This window comes from Aeromonas sp. Y318-3, from assembly GCF_027706185.1.
Classification (GTDB): domain Bacteria; phylum Pseudomonadota; class Gammaproteobacteria; order Enterobacterales; family Aeromonadaceae; genus Aeromonas; species Aeromonas veronii.
On the sequence record NZ_JAPDCN010000004.1, the window covers coordinates 180,196 to 197,633 of the forward strand.

12 protein-coding genes are annotated in these 17,438 nt (G+C 59.8%); 2 read left to right on the top strand and 10 right to left on the bottom strand.

Translation table 11 applies throughout. From position 1 onward, the window contains the following. Nucleotides 1-12 precede the first annotated feature (12 nt). From OKB77_RS07510 to OKB77_RS07535, 6 genes are read right to left on the bottom strand one after another with little or no spacing between them, the layout of a single operon-like run. Nucleotides 13-1,524: a BatD family protein gene (locus tag OKB77_RS07510; RefSeq protein ID WP_064337899.1), complete on the bottom strand. Its 1,512-nt coding sequence runs from the start codon at nt 1,522-1,524 to the stop codon at nt 13-15. 20 nt (nt 1,525-1,544) lie between these two features. Continuing rightward, nucleotides 1,545-2,996 carry a VWA domain-containing protein gene (locus OKB77_RS07515; RefSeq protein WP_064337900.1) on the bottom strand — a complete coding sequence of 484 codons (1,452 nt, stop codon included), beginning with the start codon at nt 2,994-2,996 and terminating at the stop codon, nt 1,545-1,547. After that, on the bottom strand, nt 2,987-3,979 hold the full coding sequence (locus tag OKB77_RS07520) for a VWA domain-containing protein (RefSeq protein ID WP_064337901.1): 993 nt from the start codon (nt 3,977-3,979) through the stop codon (nt 2,987-2,989). Before OKB77_RS07520 ends, OKB77_RS07515 begins: the two co-directional genes overlap by 10 nt. After that, nucleotides 3,976-4,515 (bottom strand): DUF4381 domain-containing protein, encoded by a 540-nt coding sequence (locus tag OKB77_RS07525; protein WP_064337902.1) that lies wholly within the window; start codon nt 4,513-4,515, stop codon nt 3,976-3,978. The genes OKB77_RS07520 and OKB77_RS07525 overlap by 4 nt, the downstream gene beginning before the upstream one ends. Beyond that, on the bottom strand, nt 4,500-5,402 hold the full coding sequence (locus OKB77_RS07530; RefSeq protein ID WP_064337903.1) for a DUF58 domain-containing protein: 903 nt from the start codon (nt 5,400-5,402) through the stop codon (nt 4,500-4,502). Before OKB77_RS07530 ends, OKB77_RS07525 begins: the two co-directional genes overlap by 16 nt. Beyond that, nucleotides 5,393-6,343: an AAA family ATPase gene (locus OKB77_RS07535; protein WP_064337904.1), complete on the bottom strand. Its 951-nt coding sequence runs from the start codon at nt 6,341-6,343 to the stop codon at nt 5,393-5,395. Before OKB77_RS07535 ends, OKB77_RS07530 begins: the two co-directional genes overlap by 10 nt. Nucleotides 6,344-6,525: 182 nt before the next feature. On the opposite strand from OKB77_RS07535, the gene fadI reads away from it, so the two are divergent. Both fadI and fadJ read left to right on the top strand, forming a co-directional pair. Continuing rightward, a complete protein-coding gene (gene fadI, locus OKB77_RS07540) occupies nt 6,526-7,836 on the top strand; it encodes an acetyl-CoA C-acyltransferase FadI (protein WP_064337905.1) in 1,311 nt (436 codons plus the stop codon). Continuing rightward, nucleotides 7,836-9,983: a fatty acid oxidation complex subunit alpha FadJ gene (gene fadJ / locus OKB77_RS07545; RefSeq protein WP_064340026.1), complete on the top strand. Its 2,148-nt coding sequence runs from the start codon at nt 7,836-7,838 to the stop codon at nt 9,981-9,983. The genes fadI and fadJ overlap by 1 nt, the downstream gene beginning before the upstream one ends. Before the next feature lie 161 nt (nt 9,984-10,144). Here the strand turns inward: fadJ and OKB77_RS07550 are convergent, their stop codons facing one another. The 4 genes from OKB77_RS07550 to OKB77_RS07565 all read right to left on the bottom strand — a co-directional run bounded on the left by OKB77_RS07550 (nt 10,145) and on the right by OKB77_RS07565 (nt 17,401). Further along, the gene (locus OKB77_RS07550) at nt 10,145-11,665 is read right to left on the bottom strand and encodes a SpoVR family protein (RefSeq protein WP_019445117.1); all 1,521 of its coding nucleotides are present in this window, start codon (nt 11,663-11,665) and stop codon (nt 10,145-10,147) included. A 9-nt stretch (nt 11,666-11,674) separates the two neighbouring features. Continuing rightward, nucleotides 11,675-12,946, bottom strand: coding sequence for a YeaH/YhbH family protein (locus OKB77_RS07555; protein ID WP_005360363.1), 1,272 nt, complete (start codon nt 12,944-12,946; stop codon nt 11,675-11,677). A 23-nt stretch (nt 12,947-12,969) separates the two neighbouring features. Next, entirely contained in the window at nt 12,970-14,892 is a 1,923-nt protein-coding gene (locus OKB77_RS07560; RefSeq protein WP_033113275.1) for a PrkA family serine protein kinase, read from the bottom strand. 592 nt (nt 14,893-15,484) lie between these two features. Next, nucleotides 15,485-17,401 (bottom strand): RecQ family ATP-dependent DNA helicase, encoded by a 1,917-nt coding sequence (locus OKB77_RS07565; RefSeq protein ID WP_265776411.1) that lies wholly within the window; start codon nt 17,399-17,401, stop codon nt 15,485-15,487. Nucleotides 17,402-17,438 lie beyond the last annotated feature (37 nt).

Below are 17,438 nucleotides of genomic sequence, written 5' to 3' on the forward strand. Positions count from 1 at the left end.
GGGCAATCCTTGTCAGGGGGCGTGGCGGCGTGAGCGGGAACTCCCGTGCGCCAGCAGGTAAATCAGATGCGCAATACCGGCGGTTTCATCGGCCCTGAGGGTACGCGCCAGAGCGCGCCACTCGATGTGGGTGCCAGAAGAGGGCCGTGCAAAACAGGCTCGCTCGAGTGCGGCGAGCGTGTTGCCGACCCGATTATGCCCAGCGTCAGACAACTGACCTAATTGATAATAGGAGACCTGCCAGCGCATGGTCGCCCACTTGATCAGCGCCTTGCGACTGGCATCCGGCTGGTGTTGGGCAAGGGCACGTTGCAGTTGATAGAAGGCGCGCCAGCGGGGCCAGTGGCGCCATAGCGCACGCAGCGTTATGGCCAGCACGACCCACCAAAGGCTCTCTCGCAGTGCCATCTGCGATGTCTGCTGATCAGGTTGCCGATTTGTCGTTGCCTGAAACGTCAGCGTGATGGCAGGCAGGCTGGCCTGCTCAATCCGGCCACTTTGGGTATTAAACCAGGGCAGATCAATGGGGGGCAGCTGGTAGTCGCCGCTCTGCTCCGCGACCAGAGTCTGGCGCCACTGTCGCTCAAACAGCAGCTTGCCATCTCGGTAACGCTCCTGCTGTTGCTCGCCATCGGGATGTGCCTGTATGCCGTTTGGCAGTTGATGTGCCATCAGGGGGGCAAGCTGTATCTGGCCGCTGTCACCATTTTCCATGGTCAGGGTGAGGATACGGATCAGTGGTTCACCCACTTCCCCCGTGGAGGCCGGTTCAAGCCGTTGACTCAGGGTCAGCCGGGTGGCCACCGGCGTGGCGGGTGCCTTGTCGACCCTCACCTCGAGTGGTGCCGCGCGGGCCGAGAGTTTTTGCGGCTTGTTCCCTTGCTGCGTGAGCTGCCCCTGTAAGCGGGGCGAGTCGAGGTACCAGAGTCCCGGCGCTTTTGCCTGAACGAGCCAGCTGCGGGTGAGCCGGCCAGGCAGACCTGACTGAACGGGGGCGATCCACTCGTCGCTACCGAGGCGACGGATGGTGAAGTGGGCAGAGCTAAGCTCGCTTAGCGCCGGGTTTTGCATACTGGTGGGCAGCCATAGTGTCAGCCGGTAGATCACCGGCTGGCCGGGATAGAGCGGGCCCTGATGATCAAGGCTGGCCTGCATCTCGAGGGGCGAGGGTGCCTCGGGCTGTGGCAGCGCGGCTGTTTTCGCCTCTCTCAATGGTAGGGTGAGCGAGGGGGTGAACTCATTTCCCAGCTTGAGCGGGGCAATCACCACCTCGGTATTTGCAGGTGAACCGCTCTGGTGCAGCGGGATCTGCCAGCGCGTCAGTTGTTGTACCGGGGTCGTGACCCGGCTCATGGTCACTCTGCCCACTGCAAACTGGCGCTGTAAGGGGGTGATCTCCAGTTCGCTGCTCTGGCGCTCGCCATCCGCTTCGATGATCAGCAGCCAATCGCTGGGATCGGCCCCCGGCAGCAGCTCTGCCCGAGGGGGCAAAGCCCAGCAAAGTGGACTCGCGAGTGCGAGCAACAGCCCCCATCCTGCCCGCGTCACCAGGGCTCCTCCACCTTGATAAGATCCCGGCGCAGCGCCTCTTTTCGCAGTCGCTGCTCCAGCAGCAACACAGGGGGAGAGGGTGGCAGGGGCATTGCTGCTGCCTGTTGATCTGCGGATGGTTCGGGCTGTTTACTGTTGCTGGTATCGGGAGCAGCCGCCGCTGCGCCCTGTAACAGAGAGAGGTTATAGAGCGCATCTTCATGGCCGGGTTCAAGTGCCAGAGCGGCCAGATAGGCCTCTTTGGCGGCCGCAAACTCCCCCAGTTGCAACAGGGCATTGCCGCGGTTGTAGTGGGCGGTGGCGCTCGCTGCTTCCTGATAGGCTGCGATGGCTTGCCGGTAGGCACCAGCTCGATACCAGGCGTTGCCGCGCCAGACGGGATCGTTGAAGGAGCGGGCGGCCCGCTGAAAATCCCCCTCTTGATAAGCCTGCATCGCTTGCAGATCTCCCTTCTCTGCTGCTTGCAGATCTTGCGGCGCAAGCAGCTGTGCTCCCACCATCAGTGCGATCATCAACCGAGCGCCGACTCTGGCCAGCAAGGCGAGCGGTAACAAGGGGATTAGCAACCAGGGGCCAAGATCAAGTGGCGCCGGGGTGAGGGCCGAGGTGGTGGTGGGCAGCGGTGCAAAGTGAGGGACATCGCTATCAAGCCATTGCAGCTCACCGCCGAGGCGATTGGCCATGGCGGCAATGGCCTGACTATCGGGGGCGGGCAACTGCGCGGGCATGCGGGCGGCAAACCCCAACTCATTGGCCGGAATGGCGGGCATGGGGGCCGGTTGACCACTGCTGGCAAGCAGAATATCGAGGCGTGCCGACTGGGTGTCGCGGCAAAGAAGGCGTTGCTGGCAGGGCCACAGGGTGGCGATTTGGGTCATCTGATTCTGGGTGAGGTCGTCGGTGATCAGCAGTAGACGCGCTTGTTCTCCAGGGGCCAGCTGCTTCATGGCAAGTTCCACCGCCCGTGCCGGATTGCTGCCCTGCAGCGGCATGATATCGGGGCGCAAATCGGGCAGCAGTAACGCGAGGGCCTGATGATCCCGGGTTGGCGGCATGGCGAGGTAGGCATCGCCTGCGTAGAGGATCAGCGCAATGCGCTCGCCCTTGGCGTGGCTCAGCAGCTGCTGCAACTGCCATCTGACCCGGGTCGCCCGATCTGGTTTGAGGTCGGTGGCGGTCATCGAGCGTGACAAGTCCAGCAGCCAGATATCGAGCGGCGCCGCAGGCTGCTGTTGCAGCTCACCGCGCAGTGCGGGACCACTCAGGGCCAAAATCACGGGCAGGGTTGCCAGCCAGAGCCAGGGGCGCTGAGGACGGGAGGCTGGCAGCAGATAAGCCTGCATCGCAGGTGCGAGCAGCGGGGGCTGGCGACGACGGTGCCACCCTTGCCAGAGCCAGGGGATGAGTGCGATCAGCCACAGGGGGCGGAGCAAGATCAGCTCCATCTGCGCGCGCCTCGTGCCAGCCAGTTACGCACCATGCGAAACTCCAGTCTGCCGTGTCCTGATGGCAGAAGCAGCAAGCCACAAAGCAGTGCCAACGGCCAGGGGTAGAGCTCGATCACCGGCTGGTACTGGGCAATCGGCATGGGGGCAGGTTCAAGGGTATTGAGGGTCGCATTGATGGCATCGAGATCGCTTTGGGTGCGTGCCCGAAAGTAACGCCCTTGGCCGATCTGCGCCAGCTCTTTCAGGAGCGGCTCGTCCAGTTCGCTGCTGGGATCGGCCTGACCGCTGCCTGCCTCATCATAGGGTTGGATAAAGGTATCGGGATCGGCCCCGACCCCCAGCGTGTAGATCCGTATTCCCTGCGCTGCGGCGAGTTTTGCCTCCTGCAGCGGGTCGGCATTGCCTGCGGTATTGCGGCCATCAGTGACCAGCAGCAGGGCGGTGGGGCGACCCGGATCCCCATGCTGACGTGCCAGCTGGATAGCTTCGCCAAGGGCGGTGGTTCGGCCGACCAGATCAAAATCGAGCTCGTCGCTCAAGGTCAACAGCGCCGGGATCTCCTGAGTGAGGGGAGAGAGCAGGTAGGCGTGATCGGCAAATACGATGAGGCCCACCCTGTCTCCGGCCCGTTTGGCGATCAGCGCCTTGATCTGCTGGCGCACTGCCGTCAGCCGTGCTTGCTGCTCGCCGTTATCGAGCATATCCGGGGTGCGCATGCTGTCTGACAAATCCACCGCCAGCAGCAGATCCCGACTCCCTTCATATTGAATAACCGGTTCTCCCCACCACTGGGGGCGGCAGAGGGCGAGGATAAGGGCGCACCAGAGCAGCATGGCGCGCCAGAGCGGTAATCCGGCCTGAGGACACAGCAGCGCAAACCCGGGGTGAGCCAGATAGCCGCGGCGCAGGGGCGGCAAGCCGAAGCGCACCAGCAAGGGCAGCACCAGCGCCAGCGCAAACCAGGGCCAGGCCAGGATCATGGATGCCTCCGCACGGTTTTACGCCTCGAGCGGGGGGCGAGCTGGAAGAAGAGGGTTTGACCCCAACGGCGATAATGTTGCTGAAGCTGTTCGCACTGCTCGCGAGTCGGGTTCTGGCTGCCATAGAGCCAACTGCTCCAGTGAGACGAGAACTGGCTAAAATCGCTGCCGCCGTGACGATCGACGAAGGCGAGCCACGCCTCACCTTGCAGTTGGCGCGCCTCGGGCCAGCGCTGTAGCGCTTCATGACGCAGGGCCTCCTGTATTTGCGCCACCAGCAGCGCCGGATCCCCCTCCAGCTGGCGACACCAGCGGCGGTAACGTATCACCCTGCGGGCAATCAGGACGAGCAGCAGCAGAAGAAAACCGGCGATCAGGAGCCACAATAGCGCCTGCACTCTGGGGTCAAGACTCTGTTCAATCAGATCCGGCCCCGGGTGGATGTCGCGCATCAGGGCGGCCAGCGGCGGAGTGATGGCCTCGGAGGCGGGACTGGCGCTGTCGAGTTCGGCGGGCGAGATCATCCCTGATGACATAACCCCTCCTGCCACTGTTGTTGCAGCGTCTGGCCGTTATCGAGCAGATAGAGGCGCTGCACCAATGGCAACAGCAACTGCTTGCCGTGGGCCAGTTGCTGTTCGGCAGCTTGCCGGTAGCGGCGGGAGAAACCGGCATGGCCCCCATCCAGCCAGCCCTGATAGTGCTGCCCTGGCCGATCGATAGCCACTGGCAGCTGGCCGTCAGGGGGAAGGGCTGCCTCAAGGGGATCGCGGATCTGCCAATAGTGAATATCATGGCGCCGCGAGAGCAGTTGCAATTGCTGACAGAGCACCGACTCGCAGGGTCTGTGATCGGTGATGATCGTCAGCTTGGCACCGTGAGGCAGCTTCACGCCGGACAAGGTGTCGGCCAGAGAGTGAGAAAGCGCCCGGCGGGCCAGCCCTTGCTGATAGTGATGGCAGAGGGATTCGAGCAGGGGCAGCACGCTGCCGCGCTGGCTCTGGTGATGGGAGATAAGCCCGTGGCAGATCAGGGTGTTGTGCTGCTTCTCCCCTTGCCAGATCAAGGCTGCCGCCAGCTCGCAGGCGAGGCGCGCCTTGAGCTGCAGTGTGGAGCCGAAATACATGGCGGGAGAGAGATCGAGCAGCAGCCAGTGCGCCTGATCCAGCTCCTCGCTATAGAGGCGGGTATAGGGACGACCGAGGCGCGCCGTCACTCGCCAGTCGATATGGCGTACCTCGTCACCAGCCTGATAGGCGCGCAGCTCGCGAAAGGTGAGTCCGGGAGAGCGACCCGGTTTGCCGCGTTCGTTGCTGCTTCTGCCTGCGTGAGGTGGCTTCCTGGCCTTGGCCCAGAGCCGGATATTGAGCAGCCGTGGCAGCGACAGGGCGATATCGGGATGGAGGTCCGGCGCTAGGGACATGGCACCTGATCCAGCAGTTGGGCGATCAGGATGTCATTATCCAGATTGTCGGCCAGTGCCTGATAGCTGGGAATAAGGCGGTGGCGCAGCACCGGATAGGCTTGCAGCTGGATATCTTCCGGCAGCACATAATCACGTCCGGCGAGCCAGGCTCGGGCGCGGGCGGAGCGAGCCAGCCCAAGTGTGGCGCGGGGGCTGGCCCCCACGGCAATCAATGGCTCGAGGGCAGGGCAAAGGCCGCTGCCCGGGCGGGTAGCGCAGACCAGCTCCACCAGATAGTGCTCCAGTCTGCTTTGCATGGTGACCGCCAGCACTTCGCTGCGAGCACCTTGCAAGGTGGTCTGACTCAGGGTCACTGGCGCTGCGCCAAGCTGTTCGCCGCTGGCGTTGAGCTGCAAGATGGCGAGCTCCATGGTGGGACTCGGGTAATCCACCATCAGCTTGAGCAAAAAGCGGTCTAGCTGGGCTTCCGGCAGGGGATAGGTACCCTCCTGCTCGATGGGGTTCTGGGTGGCGGCGACCATAAAGAGAGGCGGCAGTCGCCAGCTCTTTTTGCCTACGGTGATCTGGTGTTCGGCCATGGCCTCCAGCAGCGCTGATTGCACCTTGGCCGGTGCCCGGTTGATCTCGTCCGCCAGCACCAGATGGTTGAAGAGGGGGCCGGGTTGGAATACAAAACTGGCATCCTGCGGGTGAAACACCTCGCTGCCGGTGAGATCGGCAGGCAGAAGGTCGGGGGTGAACTGGATACGGGCAAAGCGTCCCTCGACGGCGCCAGCGAGCGCCTTGACGGCGCGGGTTTTGGCCAGCCCGGGGGCCCCTTCGATTAACACATGTCCTTCACATAACAGGGCAATCAGGAGCCCTTCTATTAGCTCCTCCTGCCCCAGGATCTGACTGCCAAGATAGTCCCTAAGTGCTCTGAACTCGGCCGCTGCCATGCGATAAACCCGTTGTTTTTATGGAAGTTGATCTTTTTATACTCCAGTTGCTTCCCAAGGGCGAGCAAAGGGGCCTTGCCGCGCTTAATTTAGTTTCAATCAGCTGTATGAAACTTGTGATTGGATTGTTAAGATGTGGCGCAATGAGGTCAGACCTCTGCCTTTTAAACCAAGGAGCCAGGATGAAACAGCCATTGAAACTGACGACTCGCCAGGGCGAACGGATTGCCGTCGTGGCGGGGCTGCGTACCCCCTTTGCCAAGCAGGCCACCGCCTTTCATGGCGTGCCTGCAGTCGATCTCGGCAAACTGGTGGTGAGCGAGATGCTTGCCCGTACCGATCTCGATCCCAAGCTTATCGACCAGCTGGTGTTTGGTCAGGTGGTTCAGATGCCGGAAGCCCCCAACATTGCCCGCGAGATCGTGCTCGGTACCGGCATGAGCGTCAATACCGATGCCTATAGCGTCTCCCGCGCCTGCGCCACCAGCTTTCAGGCGGTGGCCAACGTCACCGAATCCATCATGGCCGGTACCGTAGACATCGCCATCGCTGGCGGTGCTGACTCCTCCTCCGTACTGCCTATCGGAGTGAGCAAGAAGCTGGCCCGCGCCCTGGTGGATCTCAACAAGGCGCGCAATCTGCAGCAGCGCTTCAATATTCTGCGTCAGCTGCGGGTCAAGGATTTGCTGCCTGTACCGCCTGCGGTGGCGGAATACTCTACGGGACTTTCGATGGGGCAAACGGCCGAGCAGATGGCCAAGAGCCACCAGATCAGCCGCGAGGCGCAAGATGCGTTGGCTCATCGCTCTCACACTCTGGCCGCGCAGGCTTGGGCCGATGGCAAGCTCAGTGGCGAGGTGTTTACCGCCCATGTGCCGCCCTACAAGTCGCCGCTCGAGCGGGACAACAATATCCGTGAAAGCTCGGATCTGGCGAGCTACGCCAAGCTCAAGCCGGTGTTTGACCGAGTCCATGGCACAGTCACTGCTGCCAATGCCACTCCGCTCACTGACGGCGCCGCTGCCGTGTTGCTGATGCGGGAAGGTCGTGCGAAAGAGCTGGGACTCGAACCGTTGGGTTATATCCGCAGCTTCGCCTTCTCGGCCATTGATGTCTGGCAAGACATGCTGATGGGCCCCTCCTATGCCACGCCGCTGGCGATGGACAGAGCCGGCATCACGCTCGGTGATCTCACCCTGATCGACATGCACGAAGCCTTTGCCGCCCAGACGCTGGCCAACCTCAAGATGTTTGCCAGTGCCGATTTTGCCCGCGACAAGCTGGGCCGCGATCAGGCCATCGGCGAGGTGGACATGGAGAAGTTCAACGTCCTCGGTGGTTCGCTGGCCTATGGCCACCCCTTTGCCGCGACCGGTGCGCGGATGATCACCCAGACTCTGCACGAGCTGCGTCGTCGCGGCGGGGGATTGGGGCTCAACACCGCCTGCGCGGCGGGTGGATTGGGCGTGGCTATGGTGTTGGAGGTTGAATGATGAGCGCTAAGACTTTTTCCCTGGATGTTCGCAAAGATGGCATCGGCATCCTCACCATGGATGTGCCGGGCGAGAGCATGAATACCCTCAAGGCTGCCTTTGTGGAGGAGATCCGCACCGTGCTGGCCGAAGTGAAACGCAACAAGGATTTGATCGGTCTGGTGATCACCTCCGGCAAAAAGGACTCCTTCATCGCCGGCGCTGACATTACCATGCTGGCCGCCTGCACCAGTGCCAAGGATGCCGAGACCCTGTCACGAGAAGGGCAGGAGATCTTTGCCGAGATCGAGGGCCTGACCATTCCGGTGATCGCCGCCATTCACGGCCCCTGCCTCGGAGGTGGGCTGGAGCTGGCGCTAGCCTGTCATGGTAGGGTGGTGACCGATCACGGCAAAACCGTGCTGGGATTGCCGGAAGTGCAGCTCGGTCTGCTGCCGGGCTCTGGCGGTACCCAGCGTCTGCCGCGCCTTATCGGGGTGGCCAAGGCGCTGGATCTGATGCTGACCGGCAAGCAGGTTCGTGCCAAACAAGCCAAGAAATTGGGGCTGGTGGACGATGTGGTGCCGCCGTCAATCTTGCTGGATGCTGCCATCAAGCTGGCCAAGAAGGGCAAACCGCGCCATCAGTTGAAACGGGATCTGCAGGGCAAGGTGCTGGAGACCAACAAGCTGGGCCGCAAGGTGCTGTTCGATCAGGCCAGCAAGGGGGTGAAAGCCAAGACCCGTGGTAACTACCCGGCGCCGGAGCGGATCCTGGACGTTGTGCGCATCGGTGTGGAGGAGGGGATGAAGGCCGGTTTGGCCGCCGAATCCCGTCACTTTGGCGAGTTGGTGATGACGGCTGAGTCCGCCGCCCTGCGTTCCATCTTCTTTGCCACCACCGAGATGAAGAAAGAGGTCACCTATCAGGGAGCCGAGCCGCGCAAGGTGGCCCATGCCGCCGTGCTGGGCGGTGGTCTGATGGGGGGCGGCATTGCGTTCGTCACCGCTACCAAGGCGGGCGTGCCGGTGCGGATCAAGGATGTGGCAAGCGCCGGGATCGGCAATGCCATGCGCTACAGCTATGACATTCTGGCCAAGAAGCTCAAGCGTCGCCACATCTTGCGCAGCGAATTGGAAAAGCAGATGAGCCTGTTGACCGGTACCCTCGACTACTCCGGTTTCCACCGGGTGGACATGGTGGTTGAGGCGGTGTTTGAAGATCTCGCGCTCAAACACCAGATGGTGAAAGACGTGGAGCGCGAGTGTGGTGAACACACAGTGTTTGCCTCAAACACATCTTCCTTGCCCATCAACCAGATTGCGGCAGAGGCGGTGCACCCGGAGCGAGTCGTGGGGCTGCACTACTTCAGCCCGGTGGACAAGATGCCGCTGGCGGAGATCATCCCCCACGCTGGCACCAGTGCCGAGACGGTCGCTACCACCCTGGCTTTTGCCCGCGCCCAGGGCAAAACGCCCATCGTGGTGAAGGACGAAGCCGGTTTCTACGTCAACCGCATCCTGGCGCCCTACATGAATGAGGCGGCAAGACTGGTGCTGGAAGGGGAGCCGGTGGAGGTGCTGGATAGCGCGCTGCTGGACTTTGGCTTCCCGGTTGGCCCCATCACCTTGCTGGACGAGGTGGGGATCGATGTGGGCGCCAAGATCTCCCCCATTCTCGAGAAAGAGCTGGGCGGCGAGCAGTTCCAGGCGCCCAAGGCGTTCGACAAGCTGCTGCAAAATGATCGCAAGGGACGCAAGAACGGCAAGGGCTTCTACCTCTATGGCAAGGCGGCACCGCGCAACAAGTTGACTGGCAAAGAGGGCAAGAAGACGGTGGACGAGAGCGTCTATGGCGTGCTCGGCATCAAGCCTTCTGCCAAGCTGGCCCGTCAGGAGATCGCCGAGCGTTGCGTATTGTTGATGCTCAACGAAGCGGCCATGGCGCTGGACAGCGGTGTGGTGGCATCGGCCCGTGATGGCGATATCGGCGCCATCTTCGGCATCGGTTTCCCGCCTTTCCTTGGCGGCCCGTTCCGTTATATGGACACGCTCGGGATCGATCATCTGGTTGGCCGTCTGGAGTATTATCAGAAGCGCCACGGCGACCGGTTCGCCCCCTGTGCCCGTCTCAAGGCGATGGCCGCAGAGCAGCAGACCTTCTACTGATAATCGCTGCAGAGTGACCGCAAGGCAAAGAGGCCCGCACCCCATGCGGGCCTCTTTCTATGTTGTGGCTTGTTCGGGTTGTGCTGCGATGATGCAGGCAGAGGCGAAAGCTGATAAAAAACGGCCCACTGAAATGGGCCGTCGAGATATAGGGGCATGGGTCAGATCCCCGGTTTGCGCTCCGGGCAGCGGCCGATGATATCGGGTGGCAACTCGCCGTTATCCTGCTCCAGCACCACATCGAATCCCCACAGTTGATGGAGGTGTTTGAGCACCTCATGGCGAGAGTCACCAAGGGGTATGCGGTTGTGGGGCACATAGCGCAGGGTGAGGGAGCGATCCCCCTTCACGGCGACGTTGTACACCTGAATATTGGGCTCCAGATTGCTGAGGTTGTACTGGGCCGACAGGGTATTGCGCACCTGACGGTACCCTTCGTCATTGTGGATGGCGGAGACCTTCAGATAGTTCTTCAGATCGTCGTCATCAATGGCGAACAACTTCATATCCCGCATCACTTTCGGGCTTAAGAACTGGCTGATAAAGCTCTCGTCCTTGAAGTTTTGCATGGCAAAGTGGAGTGTTTCGACCCAGTTGCTACCGGCATAGTCGGGGAACCAATATCTATCTTCCTCGGTCGGGTTCTCGCAGATGCGGCGCAGGTCGGTAAACATGGCAAACCCCAGCGCATAGGGGTTGATCCCCGAGTAGTAGCGGCTGTTGTAGGCCGGTTGATAGACCACGTTGGTGTGGCTGTGCAGCACCTCCATCATGAAGCGATCGCTCAGTTTTCCCTCGTCATAGAGGTGGTTGAGGATGGTGTAGTGCCAGAAGGTGGCCCACCCTTCGTTCATCACCTGGGTCTGCTTTTGCGGATAGAAATACTGGCTGATCTTGCGCACGATGCGCACCACTTCCCGCTGCCAGGGCTCCAGCAAGGGGGCATTCTTCTCGATAAAGTAGAGAATGTTCTCCTGGGGCTCTGCGGGGTAGCGCCTGTCCTCCACGCCAGCCGCTTTATGCTGTTTGGGCAGGGTTCGCCACAGCTCGTTGACCTGAGTCTGCAGATAATCTTCCCGCGCCTTCTGACGCCGCTTCTCCTCAGCCATCGAGATCTTCTGGGGACGCTTGTAGCGATCCACCCCGAAGTTCATCAGGGCATGGCAGGAGTCGAGCAGCTGTTCCACCGCCTCGATGCCATGCTTCTCTTCGCACTGGGTGATGTAGTTCTTGGCGAACAGCAGGTAGTCGATGATGGAGGAGGCATCGGTCCACGCCTTGAACAGGTAGTTGTTCTTGAAGAAGGAGTTGTGACCGTAGCAGGCGTGTGCCATCACCAGCGCCTGCATCGGCATGGTGTTCTCCTCCATCAGATAGGCAATGCAGGGATCGGAATTGATGACGATCTCGTAGGCCAGTCCCATCTGTCCGCGCTTGTAATTGCGCTCGGTATGGATAAAACGCTTGCCGAACGACCAGTGCTGATAGCCGATGGGCATGCCGACGCTGGAGTAGGCATCCATCATCTGCTCGGCGGTGATCACCTCGATCTGGTTGGGGTAGGTGTCCAGCTTGTAGAAACGGGCGACCCGGGCGATCTCCTGGTGATAGGTCTCCAGCAGATCGAAGTTCCAGTCTGGTCCGTCATCCAGTGGCGCTACACGTTTTTCTGTTTCGATCATGTGACCTCCTCACGCCGCTTGTTTCTTGAACAGCTCGCGGAACACCGGATAGATATCCTCGACTTTGCGAATGTGCTCCATCGCAAAGTGGGGGAACTGGCTGGCTACCGACTCATATTCGTGCCACAGGGTCTGGTGGGCACGGGTGGTGATCTCGATGTAGGAGTAGTACCGTACCCTTGGCATGATGTCCCGCGCCAGGATCTCCCTGCATTGCGGTGAGTCATCAGCCCAGTTGTCACCGTCAGATGCCTGCGCCGCATAGATGTTCCACTGGTTGGCGGGGTAACGCTCGTTGATGATGTCGTTCATCATCTTGAGGGCGCTGGAGACAATCGTGCCGCCTGTCTCCTGGGAGTAGAAGAACTCGTGCTCGTCCACCTCCTTGGCCTGGGTATGGTGGCGGATGTAAACAACCTCAACGTTCTTGTAGGTCCGGCTGAGGAACAGATAGAGCAGGATATAGAAACGCTTGGCCATCTCCTTGGTGGCCTGATCCATGGAGCCCGATACGTCCATCAGACAGAACATCACCGCCTGGCTGGAGGGGACGGGCCGTTTGACGAAGTTGTTGAATTTGAGATCGAAGGTGTCAATAAACGGCACCGCATCGATCCGTCGTTTCAGCTCTCTGATCTCCTTCTCGAGCAGGGCTATTTCGGCAAAGTGCTCGTTGGGATCGGTGGCCAGCAGGGCCAGCCGATCTTCCAGTTCATGCAATTGGCGTTTCTTGCCTGCTTGCAGCGCCATGCGACGTGCCAGCGAATTTTGCAGGGAACGCACCACGTTGATGTTGGCGGGCACCCCGTTTGAGGTGTAGCCCGCCCGATAGGTTTTCACCTCCATCAGCTGATTGAGCTGGGTTTTCTGCAGCCTGGGCAGCTCCAGATCTTCAAACAGCAGATCGAGATACTCATCCTTGGAGATCTGGAACACGAAATCATCGGCCCCTTCCCCCTGATTTGATGCTTGTCCCTCGCCGGAACCCTGTCCGCCGCCCCCTCCTTTGGGACGGTCAATCTTGTCGCCGGAGACAAACTGGTCATTGCCGGGATGCACCATCTCCCGTTTACCACCGTGCCCCTGATGAAAATGGGGCTCGCCGATATCCTTGGTCGGGATGCTGATGCTCTCGCCCTTGTCTACGTCCTGAATGCTGCGCTTGGAGACAGCATCCGAGACCGCTTGTTTTATCTGCTTCTTGTAGCGGCGGATGAAGCGCTGCCGATTGACAGCGCTTTTGTTTTTGCCGTTGAGCCTGCGGTCGATAAAATGCGCCATAACTCCCCCTTGAACAGTCAGGGTCAGGATGACTTGCGTACCCTGAGATACCATTCGGAGAGCAGTCGCACCTGTTTGCGGGTGTAGCCTTTCTCCATCATCCGTTCGACAAAGTTATCGTGCTTCTTCTGCTCCTCGGCCGAGGTTTTGCTGTTGAAGGAGATAACCGGCAGCAGCTCTTCCGTGTTGGAGAACATCTTCTTCTCGATCACGGTGCGCAGCTTCTCGTAACTGGTCCAGTTGGGGTTACGGCCTGCATTGTTGGCCCGGGCACGCAGCACGAAGTTGACGATTTCGTTACGGAAATCTTTCGGGTTGCTGATCCCGGCAGGTTTTTCAATTTTCTCCAGCTCGCTGTTGAGTGATGCTCGGTCAAACAGCTGGCCGGTTTCGGGGTCACGGTACTCCTGATCCTGGATCCAGAAGTCGGCGTAGGTGACGTAGCGATCGAAGATGTTCTGACCGTACTCGGAGTAGGACTCGAGATAGGCAGTCTGGATCTCCTTGCCGATGAACTCCACATAGCGCGGGGTCAGATAGCCCTTGATGAACTCAAGGTAACGATCGTGCAGCTCTTGCGGGAACTGTTCGCGCTCGATCTGCTGCTCCAGCACATAGAAGAGGTGCACCGGGTTGGCGGCCACTTCCGCGTGGTCGAAGTTGAAGACGCGGGAGAGGATCTTGAACGCAAAGCGGGTTGAGAGACCATTCATCCCCTCGTCCACACCAGCGTAGTCGCGATACTCCTGATAGCTCTTCGCCTTGGGATCGGTGTCCTTCAGGCTCTCGCCATCATAGACCCGCATCTTGGAGTAGATGCTGGAGTTTTCCGGCTCTTTCAGCCGTGACAGCACAGAGAACTGACCCAGCAGCTCTAGGGTGCCCGGAGCGCATTTGGCCTCGGTCAATTCGCTGTTGACCAACAGTTTTTCGTAGATCTTCACCTCTTCCGAGACGCGCAGGCAGTAAGGCACCTTGACGATGTAGACCCGGTCGAGGAAGGCCTCGTTGTTCTTGTTGTTGCGGAACTGCTGCCACTCGGATTCGTTGGAGTGGGCCAGCAGAATGCCGTCAAAGGGGAGGGCGGAGAGCCCTTCGGTACCGTTGTAGTTACCCTCCTGGGTTGCCGTCAGCAGCGGGTGCAGCACCTTGATGGGGGCCTTGAACATCTCCACAAACTCCATCACCCCCTGGTTCGCTTTACACAGCGCACCTGAGTAGGAGTAGGCATCGGCGTCATCCTGGGCGAAGTGCTCCAGCATGCGGATGTCGACCTTGCCGACCAGTGAGGAGATGTCCTGGTTGTTGTCATCACCGGGTTCCGTTTTGGCGATGGCAATCTGATCGAGGATGGAGGGGTTGACCTTCTCCACCTTGAACTTGGTGATGTCGCCGCCAAACTCGTGCAGGCGTTTTGCCACCCAGGGGGACATGATGGGACGCAGGTACCGGCGCGGGATGCCGTACTCTTTTTCCAGGATCTCCCCATCCTCTTCGATATCGAACAGGCAGAAGGGGTGATCGTTGACCGGTGAGCCCTTAATGCGATAGATGGGCACCTTCTGCATCAGGGATTTGAGTTTCTCTGCCAGCGAGGATTTACCGCCGCCAACGGGGCCCAGCAGATAGAGGATCTGTTTCTTCTCCTCTAGCCCTTGGGCGGAGTGTTTGAGGTAGGAGACGATCTGTTCGATGGCCTCTTCCATCCCATAGAAATCCTTGAAGGCGGGATAGCGTGCCACGACGCGGTTGGAGAAGAGTCGGCTCAGTCTGGGGTTGGCTGAGGTGTCTACCATCTCCGGCTCACCAATGGCGGTCAGCAGACGTTCGGCTGCGGAGGCGTAGCAGGCTTTGTCCTGCTTACACATATCCAGGAACTCCTGGATGGTATATTCCTCTTCTCTCGCTTTTTCATATCGCTGTTGGTAATGCTCGAATATGCCCATAACTTTGCCCTCGTTATAGTCGCTTACCCTGAAAAAAGTGGATGACTGCTTTTGTGTTGTGCGCTTTTAAAGCCTAGTCAACAGACTCCAGTAATCCATCACGGTTGATAGGTTAAATTCTGAAGAAACCTGCCCGATCCTTGTGCGGGGAGGGTCAGTCAACAACACCGCTATGTTACTGACTGTTAAATTATTTTTGCCACGATAGTGAGGTAAATGTCAAAGACATAAAAAATAAATGTTTATGGGAAACAGGGAACTTATTGCGAAAAGATTAAGGGGTTTGACGAAAGGCAATGGGGCTGCGGGTTAGCGGGGGTTATGAATGAAAACGTCATTACGTGTACGTCAACGTAAATCACTTTGTTTGGAGTTTAGGCTCTAATTTTTACATTGACGCTACATTTCGAGTGCCCTAGATTGGCGATGTGTGAGCAGCAAGATGCTTTAGCAAGAGAGTTGACTGTTGCCTCACCAAGCTCTGTTTAAGCACGTTTCCGTTGGCTTGACCCTCGCAACCGCGAGGGTCTTCTTTTTCTGCGTCTGTAAACGCTTGTTTTTGCTGGTGGCTATTGACGCAGCCAGCACTCACCTAGCAAGGGTAGGCTTGTTGCACGGCCGCCAGGACGCGGGCAAACGGGTGGGCGGCCAACTGGCCTGCGCCCGCCAGCGATTTGGCCTTGATCCGGCTGGTCAGCGGAGTGGCGATACCGCACAGGAAACGGGCCAGAACACGCGCATCCACCGAACCTGTCTTGGCAATCAGCGGATCGCACCAGGCGCGGATCCCCGCCTCGTTTGGCATGGTCAGTGAGGGCAGGGGCGGGAGATGCGCCACCTCGCCGCGACAAACCGAACAGTGGCCACAATGAACCGGCGCCACCTCATCGGCAAAATAGCGGGCGAGGCGGTGGCTCAGGCACTCACTTGAGGTGAAAAAGTCGAGCATGGCTTGCAGTCTGGCCAGCTCGCTCTGCTCTTTTTGTAGGAACAGGGCATGCAGGGCATTTGCTTCCTGCTCGTTGTCCCACCCCTGACGGTTGATCCGGTAGACCTCGGTCATCTGTTTGCTTTCAAGCTCGATCCAGCCTTGCTGCTGCAGGTAGTCGAGCGCCGCAACGGCCCGCTGCCGCTCCCCCTGATAGCCCTGCCAGAGGGCGTCAAAGTCCATGGTGCACCAACTGCGGGCTTGCGGGGCACAGGCGAACAGCTGCTCCAGAAACTGGCGGCGATCCGGATTGAAGCGGCTCACTATCTCGCCTTTATCCAGCACAAACTTGAAGCGGTAATCGGCGTAGTAGCTGTAGGCCGGGGTGATGATGCCTGCCATCTCCAGATAGACCAGCAGGGTTTTAAGGGGCAACTGGCGGATATTGGTGTCGTTGGAGAGGCGCAGCAGGGTGAATTCCCACTCACTCCCGCTCTGCCCGATGATGGCAAGCAGCTGGTGGATGGCACTCAAATCCGGCGTATCGCCGTAGACGAAGTTCTCCAGCACCGGCAGCTGGCTCTGGTTGGCCAGCACGATACAGCGCGATGGTTGGCCATCCCGTCCGGCGCGGCCAATCTCCTGGCTGTAGTTCTCGATAGATTTGGGCAGATCGTAGTGAATGACCCGCCGGATATCCGCTTTGTCGATCCCCATGCCAAAGGCGATGGTGGCGACGATGCAATCCACCTTGCCCGCCATGAAGTCGTGCTGGATCTGACTGCGCAGCGCCGAGTCGAGTCCGGCATGATAGGCGCGGGCGTTGATCCCTTCTCTAATGAGTTGCTCGGCACAGGCTTCTGCGGTGTGTTGCAAGGTGACGTAGACGATGGTGGGGGCCGCCGGATCGTTGGCCAACTCCTGCGCGAGCCAGCTATCCCGCGCGTCGGGCGACAGGGGAATGACCGCCAGATCAAGATTGGGGCGATAGAAACCGGTAACCACGACCCCCTCCGGCGCGATGCCGAATTTGGTCTGCATATCCTGAATCACCGCCGGTGTGGCGGTGGCCGTCAGCAGCAACACCTGCGGGATCTTCAGATCATGGCGATAGCTCGGCAGCTTGAGGTAGTCGGGGCGAAAGTTGTGGCCCCACTCCGAGATACAGTGCGCCTCATCGACGACCAGCAGCGAGAGCGGCACTTGCTGGATAAAGCGGCGAAAGCGCTCGTTCTTGAGTCGCTCCACCGAGATCATCAGGATCTTGAGCTGGCCATCCAGCGCCTGCTGCATCACTCGTCGGCTCTCCTCCGGGCTCTGGCTTGAGTCGAGGGTGGCGGCGCTTATTCCCTTGCTTTTAAGGAAGGCGAGTTGATCGTGCATCAGCGCCAGCAGCGGCGAGATAACCAGGGTCAGGTGAGGCAGGGCGAGGGCAGGCAGTTGATAACAGAGCGACTTGCCGGAGCCGGTGGGAAAGATGGCGGCGGCACTCTGACCTGCCAGCACCCGGCTGATCACCGCCTCCTGACCTGGCCTGAGTGCGGAGAAACCAAAATATTGGTTGAGCAGGGATGTGATCATGGCAAGGCTCCGCGGCAAATGGGCGATGATAGCACAG

Bases quoted from the DNA above. Each gene is read 5' to 3' on its own strand.
- OKB77_RS07530 (WP_064337903.1), bottom strand. From the start codon at position 5,402: ATGTCCCTAGCGCCGGACCTCCATCCCGATATCGCCCTGTCGCTGCCA.
- fadJ (WP_064340026.1), top strand. From the start codon at position 7,836: ATGAGCGCTAAGACTTTTTCCCTGGATGTTCGCAAAGATGGCATCGGC.
- OKB77_RS07535 (WP_064337904.1), bottom strand. From the start codon at position 6,343: ATGGCAGCGGCCGAGTTCAGAGCACTTAGGGACTATCTTGGCAGTCAG.
- OKB77_RS07555 (WP_005360363.1), bottom strand. From the start codon at position 12,946: ATGGCGCATTTTATCGACCGCAGGCTCAACGGCAAAAACAAAAGCGCT.
- OKB77_RS07525 (WP_064337902.1), bottom strand. From the start codon at position 4,515: ATGTCATCAGGGATGATCTCGCCCGCCGAACTCGACAGCGCCAGTCCC.
- OKB77_RS07515 (WP_064337900.1), bottom strand. From the start codon at position 2,996: ATGGAGCTGATCTTGCTCCGCCCCCTGTGGCTGATCGCACTCATCCCC.
- OKB77_RS07520 (WP_064337901.1), bottom strand. From the start codon at position 3,979: ATGATCCTGGCCTGGCCCTGGTTTGCGCTGGCGCTGGTGCTGCCCTTG.
- OKB77_RS07560 (WP_033113275.1), bottom strand. From the start codon at position 14,892: ATGGGCATATTCGAGCATTACCAACAGCGATATGAAAAAGCGAGAGAA.
- OKB77_RS07565 (WP_265776411.1), bottom strand. From the start codon at position 17,401: ATGATCACATCCCTGCTCAACCAATATTTTGGTTTCTCCGCACTCAGG.
- fadI (WP_064337905.1), top strand. From the start codon at position 6,526: ATGAAACAGCCATTGAAACTGACGACTCGCCAGGGCGAACGGATTGCC.
- OKB77_RS07550 (WP_019445117.1), bottom strand. From the start codon at position 11,665: ATGATCGAAACAGAAAAACGTGTAGCGCCACTGGATGACGGACCAGAC.